An 18,720-nucleotide genomic window follows, 5' to 3' on the forward strand; every position below is an offset into this window, starting at 1 on the left:
AATAAAAGAGGTAGAATAAATTAAAAATTCTACCTCTTTTATTGTTGTATTTTTAGGATCACGCGATTTTTTTATAAAATTATTATTTTGCAGCTAACTTTTTATAGTTTTCTAATCTTTCCATAGCATCATTATATGTCTTTTCAAATAATGCTTCTGCAGCTTCTGGGAATGCCTTAGCAAGGGATGCATATCTAACTTCTCCCATTAAGAATTCCTTAAAATCTCCCTTTGGTTCCTTTGAATCTAAAGTAAATGGATTCTTTCCAGTTCCCTTTAATTCAGGATTGTATCTATACATACTCCAGTATCCACAATCAACAGCTCTCTTAGCTTCTAATTGGCTATTACCCATTCCAAGTTTAATTCCATGATTAATACATGGAGCATAACCTATAATTAATGATGGTCCATCATAATTTTCAGCTTCTGCTATAGCTTTAAGAGTTTGATTTTTATCAGCTCCCATTGAAACTTGTGCAACATATACATATCCGTAACTCATTGCCATCATTCCAAGGTCTTTCTTCTTAGTCTTCTTACCTGATGCAGTAAACTTAGCAACTGCTGCTGTTGGTGTTGCCTTTGAAGCTTGACCACCAGTATTTGAGTAAACTTCTGTATCAAATACAAATATATTTACATTTTCTCCTGATGCAAGTACATGATCTACTCCACCATAACCAATGTCGTAAGACCATCCATCTCCACCAAATATCCATTGTGATGGTTTTATTAAGAAGTCTTTTTCTTCTAAAATTTTCTTTGCCATACAATTATCTAATTTTTCTAAAGCATTTATAACTCTATTTGCTCTTTCTCTAGTTCCAGCTCCATCTTCTACATGTTCTACAAAGTCCTTAAGAGCTTCCTTAGCTTCCCCTTCTTCAAGTTCTATAATAAGTGCATTAGCTTCTTCAACTAATCTTTCTCTTACAGCTTTTGCTCCACAGAACATTCCAAGTCCATATTCTGCATTATCTTCAAATAATGAATTTGCCCATGCTGGTCCAAATCCTTTATGATTAATTGTGTATGGAGTTGAAGGTGCAGATGCTCCCCATATTGATGAACATCCAGTAGCATTAGCTATTATCATTCTATCTCCAAATAATTGAGTTATAAGTTTAGCATATGGAGTTTCTCCACATCCTGCACAAGCTCCTGAGAATTCCATTAAAGGTTGTTCAAATTGACTACCCTTTACAGTAGTTTTATTCATTGGATTTTCCTTTGGTAAAACATGTTTTATAACATAATCCCAATTTTCTATTTCTACTTCTTGTGTATGAAGTGGTTTCATAACTAAAGCTTTTTCAGGTGCTGGACAAACTTGAGCACAGTTTCCGCAACCAGTACAATCAAGTGGATCTACTTGAATTGTAAAGTTCATTGGTTCAGCTGTTTTTAATCCCTTAGCAGCTACTGATTTAAACTTTTCTGGTGCATTTTCCTTTTCCTTTTCATTTAATAAGAATGGTCTAATTGCAGCATGTGGACATACATATGAACATTGGTTACATTGTATACATTTATCCTTATCCCATTCTGGAACATTTATAGCAATTCCTCTCTTTTCATATGCAGCTGTTCCTGGTTCAAAAGTACCATCTTCCATTCCATTAAATGCTGATACTGGTAAATCGAATCCTTCTAATTTATTAATAGGTTCAACTATTCTCTTAATGAATTCATTTACTTCTTCTGGTTTCTTTGTTTCTTTATCTTCAGCATTTGCCCAAGATTCTGGAATATTTATTTTAACTATTGATTCTATTCCTTTATCAATTGCAGCATTGTTCATATCAACAACTTTTTGTCCCTTCTTACCATAAGAAGTTACAACTGCATCTTTTAAATATTTAACAGCATCGTCTATTGGAATAATATTAGCTAATTTAAAGAATGCTGATTGCATTATCATATTAATTCTTCCACCAAGACCAATTTCTTGTGCTATCTTAACAGCATTTAAAGTGTAGAATTTAATATTATTTTTAGCTATATATCTCTTATATGAAGCTGGTAAATGTTCTTCTATTTCTTCTGGAGTCCAAATAGTATTTAATAAGAATGTTCCATTCTTCTTTAATCCATCTAAAACATTATATTTATGAACATATGCTTGATTATGGCAAGCTACAAAATCAGCTTTATCTATTAAATAAGGTGATTTAATTGGAGTTTTACCAAATCTTAAGTGAGATACTGTAACTCCACCTGATTTCTTAGAATCATATGAGAAATATCCTTGAGCATACATATCTGTATGGTCTCCAATAATCTTGATAGCACTCTTATTTGCACCAACAGTACCATCAGAACCAAGTCCCCAGAATTTACAAGCAACGGTTCCTTCTTTAGTTGCATCAATATCTTTAGTTACTTCTAATGAAGTATTAGTTACATCATCAACTATTCCAATTGTAAATTTATCCTTTGGTTCATCTTTAGCTAAATTATCAAAAATTGTAGCTATATGACTTGGAGTTGGATCTTTTGATCCTAATCCATATCTACCACCAATAATTAATGGTGCATCCTTTTCATTTGCATATGCACTTAAAACGTCTAAGTATAATGGTTCTCCATTACTACCTACTTCTTTTACTTTATCTAAAACAGCTATCTTCTTAACAGTTGCTGGTATAGCTTTCTTTAATTTTTCTACATCAAAAGGTCTATAAAGTCTAACCTTTATAACTCCAACCTTTTCTCCATGTTTAATTAAATAGTCAACTGTTTCTTCACATACATCTGTACTTGAACCCATTGTAACAACGATTCTATCAGCATCTTTTGCACCATAATAATCAAAACAGTGATATTCTCTTCCTGTTATTTTTGTAATTTCAGCCATATATCCTTCAACAATATCAGGAACTGCATTATAGAATTTATTTACAGCTTCTCTTGATTGGAAGTAAGTATCTGAGTTTAGTGCTGTTCCTCTAGTTACAGGATGATTTGGGCTTAATGCTCTTTCTCTAAATTCTTTAACAGCTTCCATATCTAATAATGGTTTTAAGTCCTCTTGTTCTAACACTTCAACTTTTTGTACTTCATGAGAAGTTCTAAATCCATCAAAGAAACTTAAGAAAGGAACTCTTGATTTAATAGATGCTAAGTGTGCTACTGCTGATAAGTCCATTACTTCTTGAACTGATCCTTCTGCAATCATTGCAAATCCAGTATTTCTTGTTGACATAACATCTTGATGATCTCCAAATATACAAATTGATGATGTTGCAATTGCTCTAGCAGCTACATGAAATACTCCTGGAAGCAATTCACCAGCAATTTTGTACATATTAGGAATCATTAACAATAAACCTTGTGATGCAGTATAGGTTGTTGTTAATGCTCCTCCTTGTAATGATCCATGAGTAGCTCCAGCAGCTCCTCCTTCTGATTGTAATTCTACAATCTTAACAGGTTGTCCAAAAATATTTTTTCTTCCTTTAGCAGCCCATTCGTCAACATGTTCAGCCATTGGTGATGATGGTGTTATAGGATATATTGCTGCAACTTCAGTGAATTCATAAGATATATGAGCTGCGGCAGTATTACCATCCATAGTCTTCATTTTTCTCATAATACAATCCCTCTTTTCTAAAAAGTAAAATAAATTATAGCCAAAAGCAAAAATGCCTTCTATATACTATTATAGAATAATAAAATTTATTTTTGTTTTTTATTACATTATTTAAAAAATTATTCTGAAAACGTTAACAAGTTAACAGCTTGTTAATATTTATAGTTTCATTTTTTATTGGATAAGCTATATAAATCCTTCACTTTCAATGTTATTCTTATATTAATGTAGTTAACAAAACCTATTAATATAAGAATAAATTTTCATTACAAACTATAGATATAAACTCCTTTAAGCCCAAACCTCTAACAGGAGATTTTCTAAATACAAAAAAGCTAGAAAAGTTTTTAAAACCTTTCTAGCCCCTTAAAATATTTTTTTATTATCCTTTAAAATTATTTTTCAAATAACTTTTTCCAAGTATTTTTACCTACAACTCCATCTATAGTTATTTTATTTGCTTTTTGAAATCTTTTTACTCCTTCTAAAGTATCTTTTCCAAAGATTCCATCTGATCCAAATTTTCCAACTAAAAACCCTTTATTAATTAATCTTTTTTGTATTATCTTTGTAATATTACCTCTTGCACCTACTGAAACATTAACACATTTATTTAATGTTTTTTCTCCAAAATAACCATCAACAATTAAATTAGCTATAAACTGTTTGTTAAGTTCTCTTTGTAGCTCTTTAACAATATCTCCACTTATACTAACTTTCCATAGTTCATTTTTTGAAGATGTATTTGTATTATTAGAAGAATGAGAACTTCTATTTATAAATATTTTATTAGTAAATTCATTCATATCACAAAAACCTTCTATTCCACTTACCTTTCCCTTATCAGTGTATTGAAATCCAACCCATTCCTTCCATATACCATTTTCTCCTGGAATGTTAACTCCATAATGAGCTATCCAAAGTTTATACTTATTAAGTCTATAATCAAGTTTAGTTTTTGCAAAATTAGTATAAGTGTAAATTATACATTCATAACCACTTAAATTCTTAAACTCATTTAAAAATTCAATACACCTATTTGTAACTTCCTTTGCACTTCTTCCTCCATTTTCTTTTTCTATATCTAATACTGGAATAACCTGAAATTTTTTATTTTTAATTGAATTCCAAAAATCTCTTGCCTGCTCTTTTGGATCTGTTTTGTCACTCATAAAATGATAGAAGCCTATACTTATATTTTCATTTCTTGCACCATTATAATGTTCTTCTAATCTTTTATCTACAAAATCTATTCCTTCTGTAGCTTTTATAATAACAACTTCTATACCATCTTTCTTAACCTTAGAAAAATCTATATTTTTTTGCCAATTACTAATGTCTACACCTTTAATATTTCTTTTATTTCTACTTTTCATTAAAAACACCTCTCATAAATAATATATTTATTAGAAATAAAGTGTTCCAGTACTCTATTTCCATATATTATATATGCACTTAAATATTTTTAATAAATATTTTGATTTTCTTTTAATTCTAAATAAAAGTTTGTTTCTGTTATCCCTTGATATGGTATTACCCATAATGAACCTATTCCTAAAGTTAAAATTGATACTATCCACCATCCAATAAAACTTAATTCTAATACAAAATAATCCCATTTATATCCTCTAATTAACTCACTGCTTTCTCTTAAACATTGAGTTATTGATTTTTCTTTATCCTCACTTAAAATATAATAAGCTTGTGAAAACATAATAGCTATTATAACTCCAGGAATTACAAAAAATAATGTTCCTATAAATATACAAATTCCTGATAATATATTTAATCCTAAAGTTTTTAAATAAATATCAAAATTAGAAAATAAATCATTTATACTTATTTCTTTTCCTCTTACAAGATTTAATGAAAATTTACTTATTCCAACTGTAATAAGTCCGCCAAGTAAAAAACCTACTGCATTTGTAAAAAATACTACTTTATTAATATCAAAATAATCTCCAATTTCTTTAGAAGCACCCATTCCAATTATTACACTATAAATTAGAAATGCTACAATTGATATTCCCCACTTTCCTCTTAACTGCATTCTTGCACGACTTTTTAATTCCCCTGTACTACTCATATTTATCTCCTCCAATTAATATTTTTTATTTATAATATGTTTTAATTATACAATATATTAACCTTATAATAAAGTATTAATTAACCTTTTTAGTAATATTAATTATTTTTTAATATATTATAATTAACTTTATTGTATTTTATGTGAATTTATAGTCTTATAGAATTTAATTAAAGTAGGTTCTAAAATTTTTGTATAAGTTTTTAAAGCAAAAAAAATGTTCATTAAAAAAATAAATTTTTTAATGAACATTTTTTATTTAGCTATATTTTAAATTATCTTTTATCTTATATTAATAGCGAACTTTATATAATCATCCTTTTCTACTTCTCTAATAAACCCTAAAGATTCAAATATTTTAATTGATGGTATATTATTTTTATGAACAAAGGCACTTAATTTATCTATCTCTTCTATGTTTTCTTTAACAAAGGCTACTAAATACTTTACTAATTCTTTACCATAACCTTTTCCTCTCTCTTCCTTATCAACACAATAATTAATTATACCTTCATTGTCTATAAGATCATAACAAATCTGACCAATGGGAAATAAATCTTCTTCTAAAATAAATAATTTATCTATTCTATCATCAAAGTAACTATTAAATTCTTCTAAATTCATTTCTTTGCCATAGCGTGAAAATTTTATTACATCCTCATCATTAATCCATTTAAAAAGTATATCAAAATCCTCTAAGTTTCCTCTTCTTATCATATCCTTAAGCTCCTAACATTTATAAAATATTATATATATAAGTATACACAATAATTATTATAAAAAAAGTAGTAGAAATAATAATTAAACTTCTAAAGATTAAATATTTATTTCTACTACTTTCATTAAGTTTATTTTAAAAATTCAATAATATTTTCTACAACTTTTTTTGCTTCTTCTACAATTTCTTCTACTGAAGCATGTATATATATTCCATCACCACAGGCAAAAATACCTCTTTTTGAAGTCATAAAATTTTCATCTACTAAAGGACCTGTTGTATCTGGATTTAACTCTAATCCACTTCTCATTGCTAATATTCCATCTGATACCATAGGTTTTGCTATTATTAAAGTATCACATTTTAAAAGCATTTCTTCTCCATTTTTAGTTATTTTAATCATTTCTATTCTATCTTTTCCTATTATATCTTGTAATTCATACCCTAAGTAAAGATTTTTTGTTAGTCCTAAAACTTCATCACTTACTTTGTTACAAACAGCACCTTTTACATTTATATTTTTATTTTTTATTTTGTTATATATTTTATTAATATTGTGTACCCCATATAACACAACATCTTTTCCTGGAACCATTCCATCCATATTTAATATTTTTTCTGCCATACCTACAGTAATAATTCCTGAACATCTATCTCCTGTAACATTTAAAACATCTCTACCTTTTTCTTTTCCTCCAGTAGCCATTATTATAGCCTCTGCTTTTATTTTCTCTATTCCACCTTTTTTACTAGTGCAAACTATTTCTCTATCGTAATCAATTTTTAATACCATTGTGTTTAAGTATGTATCAATACAAGCACCATTAAATTCATTTATCTTTTTTTCTCTATATTGTGCGCCTGTTACCATTCCACCTTCACTTATATTATAATCACTTCCAATTAGTGATCCCATTAATATATCATCTTTTTCAATTAGAAGAATGTCTTTTATTCCTGAAGCTTTTGCAAATAGTGCACAATTTATTCCAGATACTCCTCCACCTATTATAACTAAATCATAGCATTTCATGATTTTATACCTCCTTATAACCTACTGCATTTGAACCTTTTTTATTTTTCATAACTTCACTTAAGTCAATATTAAGCTCTCTTGCTATTATTTTAGAAATTGGAATTAAACATCCTACTCCTTGGCATCCACCCATAGTAGCTCTAGTTCTTCTCTTAACACCATCTACACTTTTTGCTCCAAGTGGTCTATTTATTGCATCTATTATTTCTCCCTCTGTAATAAGTTCACACTTACAGACTATTTTTCCGTAATTTGGATTAACCTTAATTAATTCATTTTTTTCTTTTAATCCTAATTTATCAAATTTAATAATTCCTTTTCTTTCTTTAATAAAGTTATCTTTTAAAACTAACTTATTATTTTTCTCTATTAATTCTTTAACATATACTCCAATTGCAGGTGCAGCTGTTAGTCCTGGAGAATCTATTCCAATAACATTTATAAAGTTTTTAGAATTTTTAACTTCTTCTATAACAAAATCATCTTTAAGTTTTGGTCTAACTCCTACAAATGTTGTTATAACTCTCTTTAAAGGTAATTGCGGTGCTGTTTTCTTAGCTGAATCAATTATTTCTCCTAAGCCTTCTTTTGTAGTTTTAAAATCTTCCTTACTACTTATTTTATGAGCATTAGGTCCTATTAATAAGTTTCCGTCAACAGTAGGAGTAACTAAAACTCCCTTACTTATTTCACTAGGAACTTGGAATAATGTTTTATTAATTAACTTTCCTGCTACCTTATCAAATAAAATATATTCACCTTTAACTTCTCTTATTTTATATTGGTAATCGTTAATCATATTATTTATATAATCTCCATTAATACCAGCCGCATTTATAATTATTTTTCCTTCAATAACTTCTCCGTTATCTAATACAACTTTATAGCTATCTTCAACTTTTTCTATATTTTTAACTTCTGCTTCAAATTTAAATTCTACTCCATTAACATTTGCATTTTCTCCTAAAGCAACAGTCATTTCATATGGACTTACAATTCCTGAAGTTTTAGCATATAAAGCACCTACTATTTTATTTGAAATATTTTCTTCTAAAGATAGTGCTTCCTCTTTGTTTAAAATTTCAAGTCCTTCAATTCCAAGACTTTGTCCATTTTCTTTAAGCTCTCTAAGCTTTCTCATCTCATCATCATTGAATGCTAATATAAGTGCTCCGTTTCTCTTAAATGGAAAATCTAAATCTTTTGATAATTCATCAAACATTTTATTTCCAATAACATTAAGCTTTCCTTTTAAAGTACCTACAGTTTCATTATATCCAGAATGTACAATTCCACTGTTTGCCTTTGATATTCCACTAGCTAAATCATCTCCTTTTTCAATTAGAATAGTATCTAATTCATATTTTGATAACTCTCTAGCTATTGAAGTACCAATAACTCCGCCACCTATAATAATTACATCTTTCATTTTAGTTCCTCCCTAAAAATATATATAAACTATTTTTATTGTTAAAATATAATTTTTCATAATAAATTAATTCCTATAAAATTCATTTTCCTTTACATTAATATAATAAACTTTGAATAATTATAAGTAAAATATCATTTTTATATGTTAATAATAATTATTTAATTATATATAACTTTAAATTACTCATATTTAATTATTATCTTTTAATAAAAAAAAAGCCACTCTATTATGTAATTTTTAAAAAAATATTAATATTGTTTATTTAAATAATATAACTTTCTAAAGTTTCAGCCTATGTTATAAGATAAGTGTTCATTTATATATATCCCTTAAAACTTACTTAATTTTATAGAAAGTTTTTATTACCTCTTAAAAAATAATATTTAAATATATGATTTGCTATTTTTTAAGGTTAGTTATATACTTTTTGTTATATTAAAATAACTAACTTTATAAGGAGGATTTATGCCTAGTTTAATATTAGAAGGAGGTACCTTTAGACCAATATTTAGTGCTGGTATAATGGATGCTCTATTAGATAATAATATAATGTTCCCATATTGTATTGGTGTTTCAGCAGGTATTGCAAATGCCTTTTCTTACTTTTCCAATCAAAAGGGAAGGAATATTAATATTTTAGAAAATTATAGGAATGATAGTAGATATTTAAGTTTAAGAAACTTTTTAAAATGTAAAAGTATTTTTGGATTAGACTTTGTTTTTGATGAGATACCTAATAAATTACTCCCTTATGATAACAAAGCTCTTTGTAATTATAAAGGTAAAATTTTAGTTGGTGTAACTAATGCTAAAAATGGTAAAACAGAATATTTAGATGGTAAAAAAATTGATAATAAAAATACTATGCTTAGAGCAACATGTGCTATACCACTTTTCTTTCCACCTATTAAAATAAATAATAATTTTTATTATGATGGAGGATTATGTGATCCTATTCCAATAAGAAAGGCTATTGAAGATGGTAATGATAAACATCTAATAATACTTACAAGACCTAAAAGTTATAGAAAAAAGTTAGGTCGTGGAAATATTTTAGCCTCAAAACTAGTAGGTAGAAAATATTCTAATTTAAAGAATGCATTTCTTACTCGTCATGAAATGTATAATAAAACAGTAAGGTACTGTGAAGAGCTAGAAAGAGAAGGTAAGGCAATTATTTTAAGGCCCTCAGAAGAACAAGCAATTAATAGTTTTGAAAAAGATGTAACTAAATTAAAAGAAGCTTACAAAAATGGTTATGACCTTGCAGTAGAAAAATTAGATGATATAAAATCTTTATTTGAATAAAATTTATAAATATAAATAAAAAGCAAAATAATACACATTCAAGAAATATTATAAGATTTCCTTGAGTTTATTATTTTGCTTTTATATTTCTCTATATTTTAAGTGACTGTTGATTTTAGATAGATTTTTTAGAAAGTTTTCCTTTCTACTTTATTAAATCTATATACTCTTCATATCCTTCACTTTCCATATCTTCTTTTCTTATAAATTTTAAAGATGCAGAATTTATACAATATCTTAATCCTCCAAGTTCTTTTGGACCATCTGTAAATACATGTCCAAGATGGGAATCAGAATTTTTACTTCTTACCTCTATTCTATCCATATTAAAACTTGTGTCTCTCTTTTCCTTTAATAAATTTCTATCAATTGGCTTAGAAAAAGCTGGCCATCCACATCCAGAATCAAATTTGTCACTAGACACAAATAATGGCTCTCCGCTTGTTATATCAACGTAAATTCCTTCCTTAAAGTTATCCCAATAATCATTACCAAAAGGAGGCTCTGTTCCATTTTCTTGTGTAATTTTATATTGTAAGTTTGAGAGTTCTTCCTTTAATTGTTTTTTACTTAATTTCTTATACTTTTTCATAATCATCCCTCTTTAAATTTTTAATTAAATCTTATAGTTTTATTTTACCCTATAATTTATATTGTTATAACTAAAATTTAGTATATTTTTAGTTTCATAACTGTAAAAATTTAAAGATTTATTTCTAATTATATTAAAGTTTAATATAAATATATATCTGAAAATTCTATTTTCATCCTATCTGTTCCTGAATAGTCTATATTATTAATAGCTGTTGCTGCACACTCTAAATCAGCCTGTTCACCTAAATTATCTAATAATTTAATAATTACTTCAGTTCCTACTCCAAGTTCACTATTAATTTCTATATCTCCTCCATGAAGTTTTGCTAATTCCTTTGCTATATAAAGTCCTATTCCACACCCTTCACTTATCTTAGTCATCCTATTGTTTATCATTTTAAATCTATCAAATAAAACTTCTAACTTATCCTTTGATATTCCAATACCATTATCTTTAATTTTTATTTCTATCATACTATTTTTAGAACACATATATACTTCTATTTTCCCTAAATCTTTGCTAAATTTTATAGCATTAGATAAAATATTAAGAATTATCCGTTCTACATGCTCTAAATCAAATAAAACTATTTTCTCTTCAATTTCTGTATCAAATATTATTTCTATGGACTTTTTAATGGCAATATCTGATGCTTTTGTGCATATTTTCTCCACAAAACTTACTATTTCTGAATTTTGGGGATTATATCTGAAAAATCCCTCTTCTATTTCTATACTATCTATTAAATTATTTATTAATTTTATCATTCTAAAGGTATTTTCTTGACAGGCATCTATATAAGTTAGGTAATCATATCTATCTTCTATTTTTGAATTTTTTATTTTAAAATTTAAAAGTTGTAGCGAAGTAAAAATTAAATTTATTGGTGTTTTAAATTCATGAGACAGATTTGCAAAAAAATCCATTCTAAGCTTATCTAATTGTCTTTCTTCATTCTTTTTATTAGTAATATCATTTATAATAATAATCCGTCTTAAAGTATTATTATTTTCATCCTTTAATGGATTACTTCTAAACCATCCCCATCTAATTTCATTATCTTTTCTAACTATTCTCGCAATCTTGTCTAATGGTTCATCATAATTTATATTTTCAAATAATTTTTTATCCTCTGGATGTATACTATCATAAGCTACTATAAATTCATTAGATTCATAAACTTCATTAGCACTTATTCCATAAAGTTTTTCAAAAGCATCATTTACAAATATAGTTTTATTTTTATCTTTGATTATAACTACATCTTCTAAATGATTAAGAATATTAAACAATATATTTTCATTTTTTATTAATCTATTTTCAACTGCCTTTTCATAGGATATATCCTTTGAAATCCCTATAACCCCTGCAATATTATTATCTTTATCAAAATAAGGTACTTTCATAGTTTTTTCTATACTGGTTGTGCCATCTGGCATTTTTATAGTATCTATATATGTTTTTTTTGAATTATTACTTATAACATCCTTATCTATTTTTCTAAATCTTTCAGCCTTAGCTAAATCATATATATCATAATCATACTTACCTATAATATCTTCTTTTTTCATTTCTAAGCATTCAGCAAACTTCCTATTACAATTTGTATACCTACCGTTTATATCCTTACAAAAAATAAAATCTGGCATAGAATCTATAAATAAATCTAATAACTTTCTTTGCTCAGTAAGTTCATCTTTTAATTTTTTAATTTCATTTATTGAATCTTTCTTACACCATACAATAATATAATCATCACTTAAACTTTTTATTTCTAAACAATCTAAAGTAATTTCTTTTTTGTCACTTATAAGATTAATTAAATAACTAAAAAAGTCTATATTAAATTTTAAAATTCCATTCTCACTATATATTAATTCATTAAATCCAGTAATTTTAAAATTATTGTAATTACTTTCTTCAATAATTAAATCTTTAATTTCATTACCATTATTCCTTATCACTTTACAATAAAAATAAGCCATTGATACTGTATCTAATATCTCCCTACTCTTATTTCCCATTAAATTACTCCCTTTTATAGTATTTTCCCCATCAAATTTTAGAATATTCTTACATAATATGATTAGATTATATTATTTGTTTGCATTTTACACAATATGCTTATATACTTTTTAATATTTTGTTACTAATTTTAATAACTTTATTAAAATAAATATTATTTAATAAAATTTTATATCAAAAATTTGTATTTTTTTAACTTTCAGGTTATAAATTTAGAAATAAAATTCATGGGTAAAATTCATAAACTATGTTAATACTATTATAGAAAATTATTTTAAGGAGAGATATTTATGTCTAGTATAACTGGAATTGTGAAATGGTTTAATCAAGAAAAGGGATATGGATTTATATCTTGTAATAATGGAGATGATGTATTTGTACATCATTCACAAATAAAAGAATCAGGAAACAATAAAGAACTTCACGAAGGAGAAAGTGTAACATTTTCTATAAGTGAAGGAGAAAAAGGTCCAATGGCTATAAATGTTCAAAAATTATAGCAAAATTAAAAAGACACTACCTATTTTAGGTAGTGTCCCATAGTCAAAATATTGGAACCATAGATTCTTCATTGACTACAAATTTATTTTAACCTTATTTTATTTTTATATTCATATAAAATAATTTTAATTTATTTACATACAGCTTTAACATTTATATTAGCTTTACATTCACGTTCTTTCCAGTTAAGTCTTGATGCCACTTTAGCTTCTTTATTTAAATTTACACCTTTAAGCATAATTTCCTTGAATTTATTATATCCTGCCATATCCATTAAGTGTCCACCATGAAGATATTTAGGAGATCCATTTAAAACTTCCTTAGAGAATGTTTCCCAATTTTTTATTACTTCATATAATACATCCTCTGTTATAAAATCTAAGAAAACTTCTCCTAATCTTGGAGTCTTTTTACTTGTTCTTCCTCCAATTAATACTCTATAATAAGTTTCTTTTGAACGAGTAAATGCTCTTGTAGGACATGCTTCAACACATTCTCCACATCCTATACATAATTCTTCATTTCTTATTATTTTTCCATTTACTTCTTTTATTGCTGATGTAGAATGACTAGCACAAGCTCTTGCACAAGCTCCACATCCAACACATCTATCGTAGTCATATTGTGGAATTGTAACTCCTATTATTCCAAAATCAGTCATATGAGCCTTTATACAGTCGTTTGGACATCCTGCTACACATATTTTTATATGATAATTACTTGGAAATATTATTTTTTCTAAATTTTTAGCTAAAGAGGATGTTTTAGCATTAGCTTTTATACAATGGTCTGCTCCAATACAAGCTGATATATTTCTAGCACCTAAAGTTGGATATCCATATTCATCTGCCTCTATATTTACATCACATTCTTTTCTTTCAACTTCATCAATATAATCTTTAACTAATTTATTTACTTCCTCAATATATTCATACTTTATTCCTGGTATATTAAAGGTTTGTCTAGTACCAAAGTGAAAGCTTCCATTACCATAATCTTCTGCTAACTTTTGAACTAATCCTAAATGTTTAGCACTAATAGTTCCTCCTGGAACTCTCATTTGGAACATGAATTCTCCTGGAACTTTAGACTCACGAAAACAATTCGTACGTAATTTATTAATATCAATATCTTTATTCATATTATCCTACCTCTTTATTATTTTATTGTCCTTCCTAAATCTTCATAAATTTTGTCTAGTTCATCACTTAGCTTATTTACTGTAACTGCAAAATTTATATATCTTGGACAAATGTCTGTACATCTACCACAACCTACACATATTTGTTCCCTTGATACATCAAGTTTAGGTCTATAAAATTTATCTAGTACTCTTTGTCTTATTCTTATAGGCACTATTTCACTTAAACTCTTTTTCTCAAGAGCAGATGATTTTATAAGTTGACATCCATTCCATGTTCTTCTTACTTCTTTTAAATTTGAATTATCTGTGTGAGTAACTTCTTGCTTAAGCATACATGAACAAGTAATACAGCTCATATTACAGCTTCCACAACCTATACAACGATCTTTATAAGTATTCCAAAGATCTAAATTTTTAACTCTATCTAAAACAATCTTATCCCATGTATCAATATTAGGTATTCTTACTTTAATTTCATTTTCCTTTGCAAATCTTATATCAAAATTAGTTTCTTCTAAATCCTTAAAATATTTATTAAAACTATCATCTTTAACTTTTATAGAAACTCCATCTTCATTAAATCTTATTCCAAGAGAATAATTTTCTGATTCATTTGTTCCCATAGAAACACAAAAACATGTGTCAAAAGATTTAGGGCATTCCATAATCATAAACTTTGCCTTATCTCTTCTATTTCTATAAAATTTATCATTTTTAAGTGAATTATCTATTCTTTTTATTCCATGTAAATCACAAGAACGAAGTAATATAATCATTCCTCTTTCATCTTCATCATTAACTGCATCAATTTCTTTATTTCCATATTTTAATGATAAAGTATGATTTATAGGTATTAATAATTCTTTAGGAGAATACTGAGACTTTTCTTTATAAATAACTTCACTAAATGAATTAATTTCTCCATATCTAATATTATTTGTATAACTATGTCTTCCTTCACCTTCAAAATTTGTTGGTGCATAAATTCTATATTCTTTTTGTAATCTCTTTATTAATTCATCACCTTGAATTGTTGATAATTTATAATCCATATCAATAATTTCCTCCATATTTATTTTCTATACTTAACGTGAAATAACTCATGTGCTTTTCCTGTATTTGGTTCTCCAATATATGTTTCATACATTTTTAATACAGATTTATTTTTATGAGACTTTCTCTTAGATAAATTTTCATCTTGATTATATAAAACAGATGCTCTTATCTTTTTTATGTCAATATTTTCTCTATCTATTGAACTTACGTGAGGTTGTCCACCACCATTTACACAACCACCTGGACATGCCATAACCTCAATAAAATGATAATTTCCTTTATCCATCATTCCACTATTTATAAATTTAAATAAATTTTCTCCACCATGAATTACAGCAACTTTATAATCAGCTCCAGAAATTTTTATAGTAGCATCCTTTATTCCTTCTAATCCTCTTACTTCTTTATAATCAACATCTTCTAATGCTGCACCTTCCATTAAATCTTTGGCAGTTCTTAAAGCAGCTTCCATAACTCCACCAGTTGCACCAAATATAGTTCCAGCTCCTGTATACTCTCCCATAGCTGGATCTGCATCTTCATCTTCTAAATTTATAAAATCTATATTATTTTTCTTTATTAATTGAGCTAACTCTCTAGTTGTAAGTACTGCATCAATATCTCTAATACCATCTTTATTTACCATTTCTTCTCTACTAGCCTCAAATTTTTTAGCAGTGCAAGGCATTATTGAAACAGTAAATACTTTCTTTGGATCAATATCTTCAATATGTGGATAATAACTTTTACTAGCTGCTCCAAATATTTGTTGTGGTGATTTTGCTGATGAAATATTATTTAATAATTGTGGATAATAATTTTCAACTAATCTAATCCAACCAGGACAACATGAAGTAAACATTGGAAATGGTCCATTATTTTTAATTCTTCCTATTAATTCAGTACCTTCTTCCATAATAGTAACATCAGCTGCAAAATTTACATCAAATACTTTCTTAAAGCCTAAACCTCTAAGAGCTGCATATATTTTACCAGTTACATCTTTTCCATAACCCATTCCGAAGGCTTCTCCCACTGCTGTTCTAACAGATGGAGCAATTCCAACAATTACATGTTTATCTTTGTCCTTTAATGCATCTTCTACTATTTCTATATGTGATTTTTCAGATAAAGCTCCAACTGGACAAGCAGCTACACATTGACCACATAATAAACAATTAGTATCATCAAAGCAGGCTAATTTTTCAGGTCCAACTACAACTTCATTATTATTAGTTCTAAAATCCATTATTTTAGTTCCTATTTTTTCCCTACAAGCTGCTACACATCTTCCGCATTTTATACATTTTGATCTATCTATAACAATAGATTTACTTCTATCATCTATGTATTTTTCTTCATCTATATTAAAATTTTCACTTTTCTTTCCATTAACTTTTATTACTAATTTTAGTAACTCACAATCTTTTAATCTTTTACATTTACCACATTTTAAATTATGATCATTAAGTATTTCAGAAACTCTTTCTTTTACAGCTTTTTGTACTCTTTCATTAGCTGTATTTATTATATCTCCTTCCTTAACTTTATAAGAGCAAGCTTTAACTAAATCTTTTTCACCTTCAACTTCAACAAGACATACTCCACAGTTACCCATATTATTACAGTCTTCTAAAAAACATAATGTTGGTATATCTATTCCGTTTTTCTTAGCTACACTTAATATAGTCTCTCCTTTTTCGGCTAGAACTTTTTTTCCATTAATAATTACACAGTCCATAATAACTCCTCTTCTATTTAAGTTTTCTTCTTTAAATTACCTGTTAAATACTAGCACCCCATTACTTATATGTTAAATACTTTTATCTTTTAATTTATATAGGTAAATAGTTATATACCTGATATTTTCAGGTATTTATATAACTAATTTTATTTTTTAAACTTTTAATGAACAAATATTTAAAATATAATTTTATTGTCAATACTAAAAATATAAAATTTTAAGGATGATTATTATGAGAAAATTATATGTATTTTTATTATCTATTTTTGTAATAATTTTTTTGAGTATTATTGTCTTTACATCAAAAAATAATGGATTACAATATATAAAAACAACTACTAAAGAAGATAGTATAAAGAATTTAATAAATAACATGAATTTAGATGAAAAAATTGGGCAGCTAATAATAAGTGGTTTTTATGGATATAAAGTAGATAAAAGTCTTGAAAATCTTATAAAAAATAATAATCTTGGAGGAGTAATCTTATTTGAAAGAAATATAAAAGATTCAAAACAATTATTAGAACTAACAAATTCTCTTAAAGAAATAAATAAAACTAATATATCTCCACTATTTATTTCAACTGATGAAGAAGGTTCTATAGTAACTAGAATGCCTAAAGAAATAAAAAGTCTTCCTTCTAATTATGATATAGGTAAAATAAATAATGAAAATTTCAGCTATAATATTGGAAAGATATTAGGCAAAGAATTAGGTTCCTTTGGCTTTAATATGGATTACGCTCCTGTTCTTGATATAAATAGCAATCCTAATAATCCAGTTATAGGTAATAGATCCTTTGGGAATAATAAAGAAATAGTAAGTAGGCTTGGAGTAAAAACTATGAAAGGTATACAATCTAGTAATGTAATATCTGTTATAAAACATTTTCCTGGCCATGGAGATACTTCAGTCGATTCTCATTTAGCTTTGCCTATTATAAACCATGATTTAAATAGACTTAATAATTTAGAGCTTGTACCATTTAAATATGCTATAAAAAATGGTGCTGATGCAATAATGGTCTCCCATATACTTTTAAATAAACTAGATAAAAATAATCCAGCTACCCTTTCAAAAAATATAATAACAAATTTACTTAGAGAAAAACTTAACTTTAATGGTGTAGTTATAACTGATGACATGACAATGGGTGCTATAGTTAATAACTATAATATTGGAGATGCTGCTGTTAAGGCAATAAATGCAGGTTCTGATATAATATTAGTTTGTCATAAATATGAAAATGTAAATATAGTTATTAATGCAATTAAAAACGCAGTTAAAAATGATATTATTTCTGAAAAAAGAATAGATGAAAGCTTATATAGAATACTTTCTCTAAAAAGAAAATACAAATTAAATAATAATAAAATAGATTCTGTAGATATAAAAGGTATTAATAAATCTATAGATAATCTATTAAACTCATACAAATACTAAATACAAAAAGCTCTATTAATTATCTAAAATTAGATA

General features: G+C 26.6%; 14 protein-coding genes. 3 read left to right on the top strand and 11 right to left on the bottom strand.

All coding sequences use genetic code 11. The features are described from left to right. Positions 1-82: 82 nt before the first annotated feature. The 6 genes from nifJ to J2S18_RS00810 form a co-directional block, all read right to left on the bottom strand. Entirely contained in the window at positions 83-3,595 is a 3,513-nt protein-coding gene (nifJ, locus tag J2S18_RS00785) for a pyruvate:ferredoxin (flavodoxin) oxidoreductase (protein WP_307481950.1), read from the bottom strand. 395 nt (positions 3,596-3,990) lie between these two features. Next, complete coding sequence (locus J2S18_RS00790; RefSeq protein WP_307481953.1) at positions 3,991-4,971, bottom strand: GH25 family lysozyme; 981 nt, start codon at positions 4,969-4,971, stop codon at positions 3,991-3,993. Positions 4,972-5,060: 89 nt separating this feature from the next. Next, positions 5,061-5,681, bottom strand: coding sequence for a DUF975 family protein (locus tag J2S18_RS00795; RefSeq protein WP_307481954.1), 621 nt, complete (start codon positions 5,679-5,681; stop codon positions 5,061-5,063). 282 nt (positions 5,682-5,963) lie between these two features. Next, positions 5,964-6,398, bottom strand: coding sequence for a GNAT family N-acetyltransferase (locus tag J2S18_RS00800; protein WP_307481957.1), 435 nt, complete (start codon positions 6,396-6,398; stop codon positions 5,964-5,966). Positions 6,399-6,529: 131 nt separating this feature from the next. Beyond that, the gene (locus J2S18_RS00805; RefSeq protein WP_307481959.1) at positions 6,530-7,432 is read right to left on the bottom strand and encodes an FAD-dependent oxidoreductase; all 903 of its coding nucleotides are present in this window, start codon (positions 7,430-7,432) and stop codon (positions 6,530-6,532) included. Between the two features lie 4 nt (positions 7,433-7,436). Then, positions 7,437-8,864, bottom strand: a complete 1,428-nt coding sequence (locus J2S18_RS00810; protein ID WP_307481962.1) for an NAD(P)/FAD-dependent oxidoreductase — start codon at positions 8,862-8,864, stop codon at positions 7,437-7,439. A gap of 468 nt (positions 8,865-9,332) precedes the next feature. On the opposite strand from J2S18_RS00810, the gene J2S18_RS00815 reads away from it, so the two are divergent. Further along, positions 9,333-10,175, top strand: coding sequence for a patatin-like phospholipase family protein (locus tag J2S18_RS00815; protein WP_307481963.1), 843 nt, complete (start codon positions 9,333-9,335; stop codon positions 10,173-10,175). Between the two features lie 145 nt (positions 10,176-10,320). Here the strand turns inward: J2S18_RS00815 and msrB are convergent, their stop codons facing one another. Both msrB and J2S18_RS00825 read right to left on the bottom strand, forming a co-directional pair. Beyond that, positions 10,321-10,767, bottom strand: a complete 447-nt coding sequence (gene msrB, locus J2S18_RS00820) for a peptide-methionine (R)-S-oxide reductase MsrB (protein WP_307481965.1) — start codon at positions 10,765-10,767, stop codon at positions 10,321-10,323. Between the two features lie 140 nt (positions 10,768-10,907). Further along, positions 10,908-12,794 (bottom strand): sensor histidine kinase, encoded by a 1,887-nt coding sequence (locus J2S18_RS00825; RefSeq protein ID WP_307481967.1) that lies wholly within the window; start codon positions 12,792-12,794, stop codon positions 10,908-10,910. A 291-nt stretch (positions 12,795-13,085) separates the two neighbouring features. Here J2S18_RS00825 and J2S18_RS00830 point away from each other — a divergent pair, with 291 nt between their 5' ends. Continuing rightward, on the top strand, positions 13,086-13,295 hold the full coding sequence (locus J2S18_RS00830) for a cold-shock protein (RefSeq protein WP_307481970.1): 210 nt from the start codon (positions 13,086-13,088) through the stop codon (positions 13,293-13,295). Positions 13,296-13,426: 131 nt separating this feature from the next. Here the strand turns inward: J2S18_RS00830 and asrC are convergent, their stop codons facing one another. From asrC to J2S18_RS00845, 3 genes are read right to left on the bottom strand one after another with little or no spacing between them, the layout of a single operon-like run. Next, on the bottom strand, positions 13,427-14,437 hold the full coding sequence (asrC, locus tag J2S18_RS00835; RefSeq protein ID WP_307481973.1) for a sulfite reductase subunit C: 1,011 nt from the start codon (positions 14,435-14,437) through the stop codon (positions 13,427-13,429). 17 nt (positions 14,438-14,454) lie between these two features. Next, positions 14,455-15,492 carry a 4Fe-4S dicluster domain-containing protein gene (locus J2S18_RS00840; RefSeq protein WP_307481976.1) on the bottom strand — a complete coding sequence of 346 codons (1,038 nt, stop codon included), beginning with the start codon at positions 15,490-15,492 and terminating at the stop codon, positions 14,455-14,457. Between the two features lie 20 nt (positions 15,493-15,512). Then, a complete protein-coding gene (locus J2S18_RS00845; RefSeq protein WP_307481979.1) occupies positions 15,513-17,237 on the bottom strand; it encodes a ferredoxin hydrogenase in 1,725 nt (574 codons plus the stop codon). Between the two features lie 235 nt (positions 17,238-17,472). Here J2S18_RS00845 and nagZ point away from each other — a divergent pair, with 235 nt between their 5' ends. After that, positions 17,473-18,684 carry a beta-N-acetylhexosaminidase gene (gene nagZ, locus J2S18_RS00850; protein WP_307481983.1) on the top strand — a complete coding sequence of 404 codons (1,212 nt, stop codon included), beginning with the start codon at positions 17,473-17,475 and terminating at the stop codon, positions 18,682-18,684. Positions 18,685-18,720 lie beyond the last annotated feature (36 nt).

The sequence above is a fragment of the Eubacterium multiforme genome, assembly GCF_030813415.1.
Lineage (GTDB): Bacteria > Bacillota > Clostridia > Clostridiales > Clostridiaceae > Clostridium > Clostridium multiforme.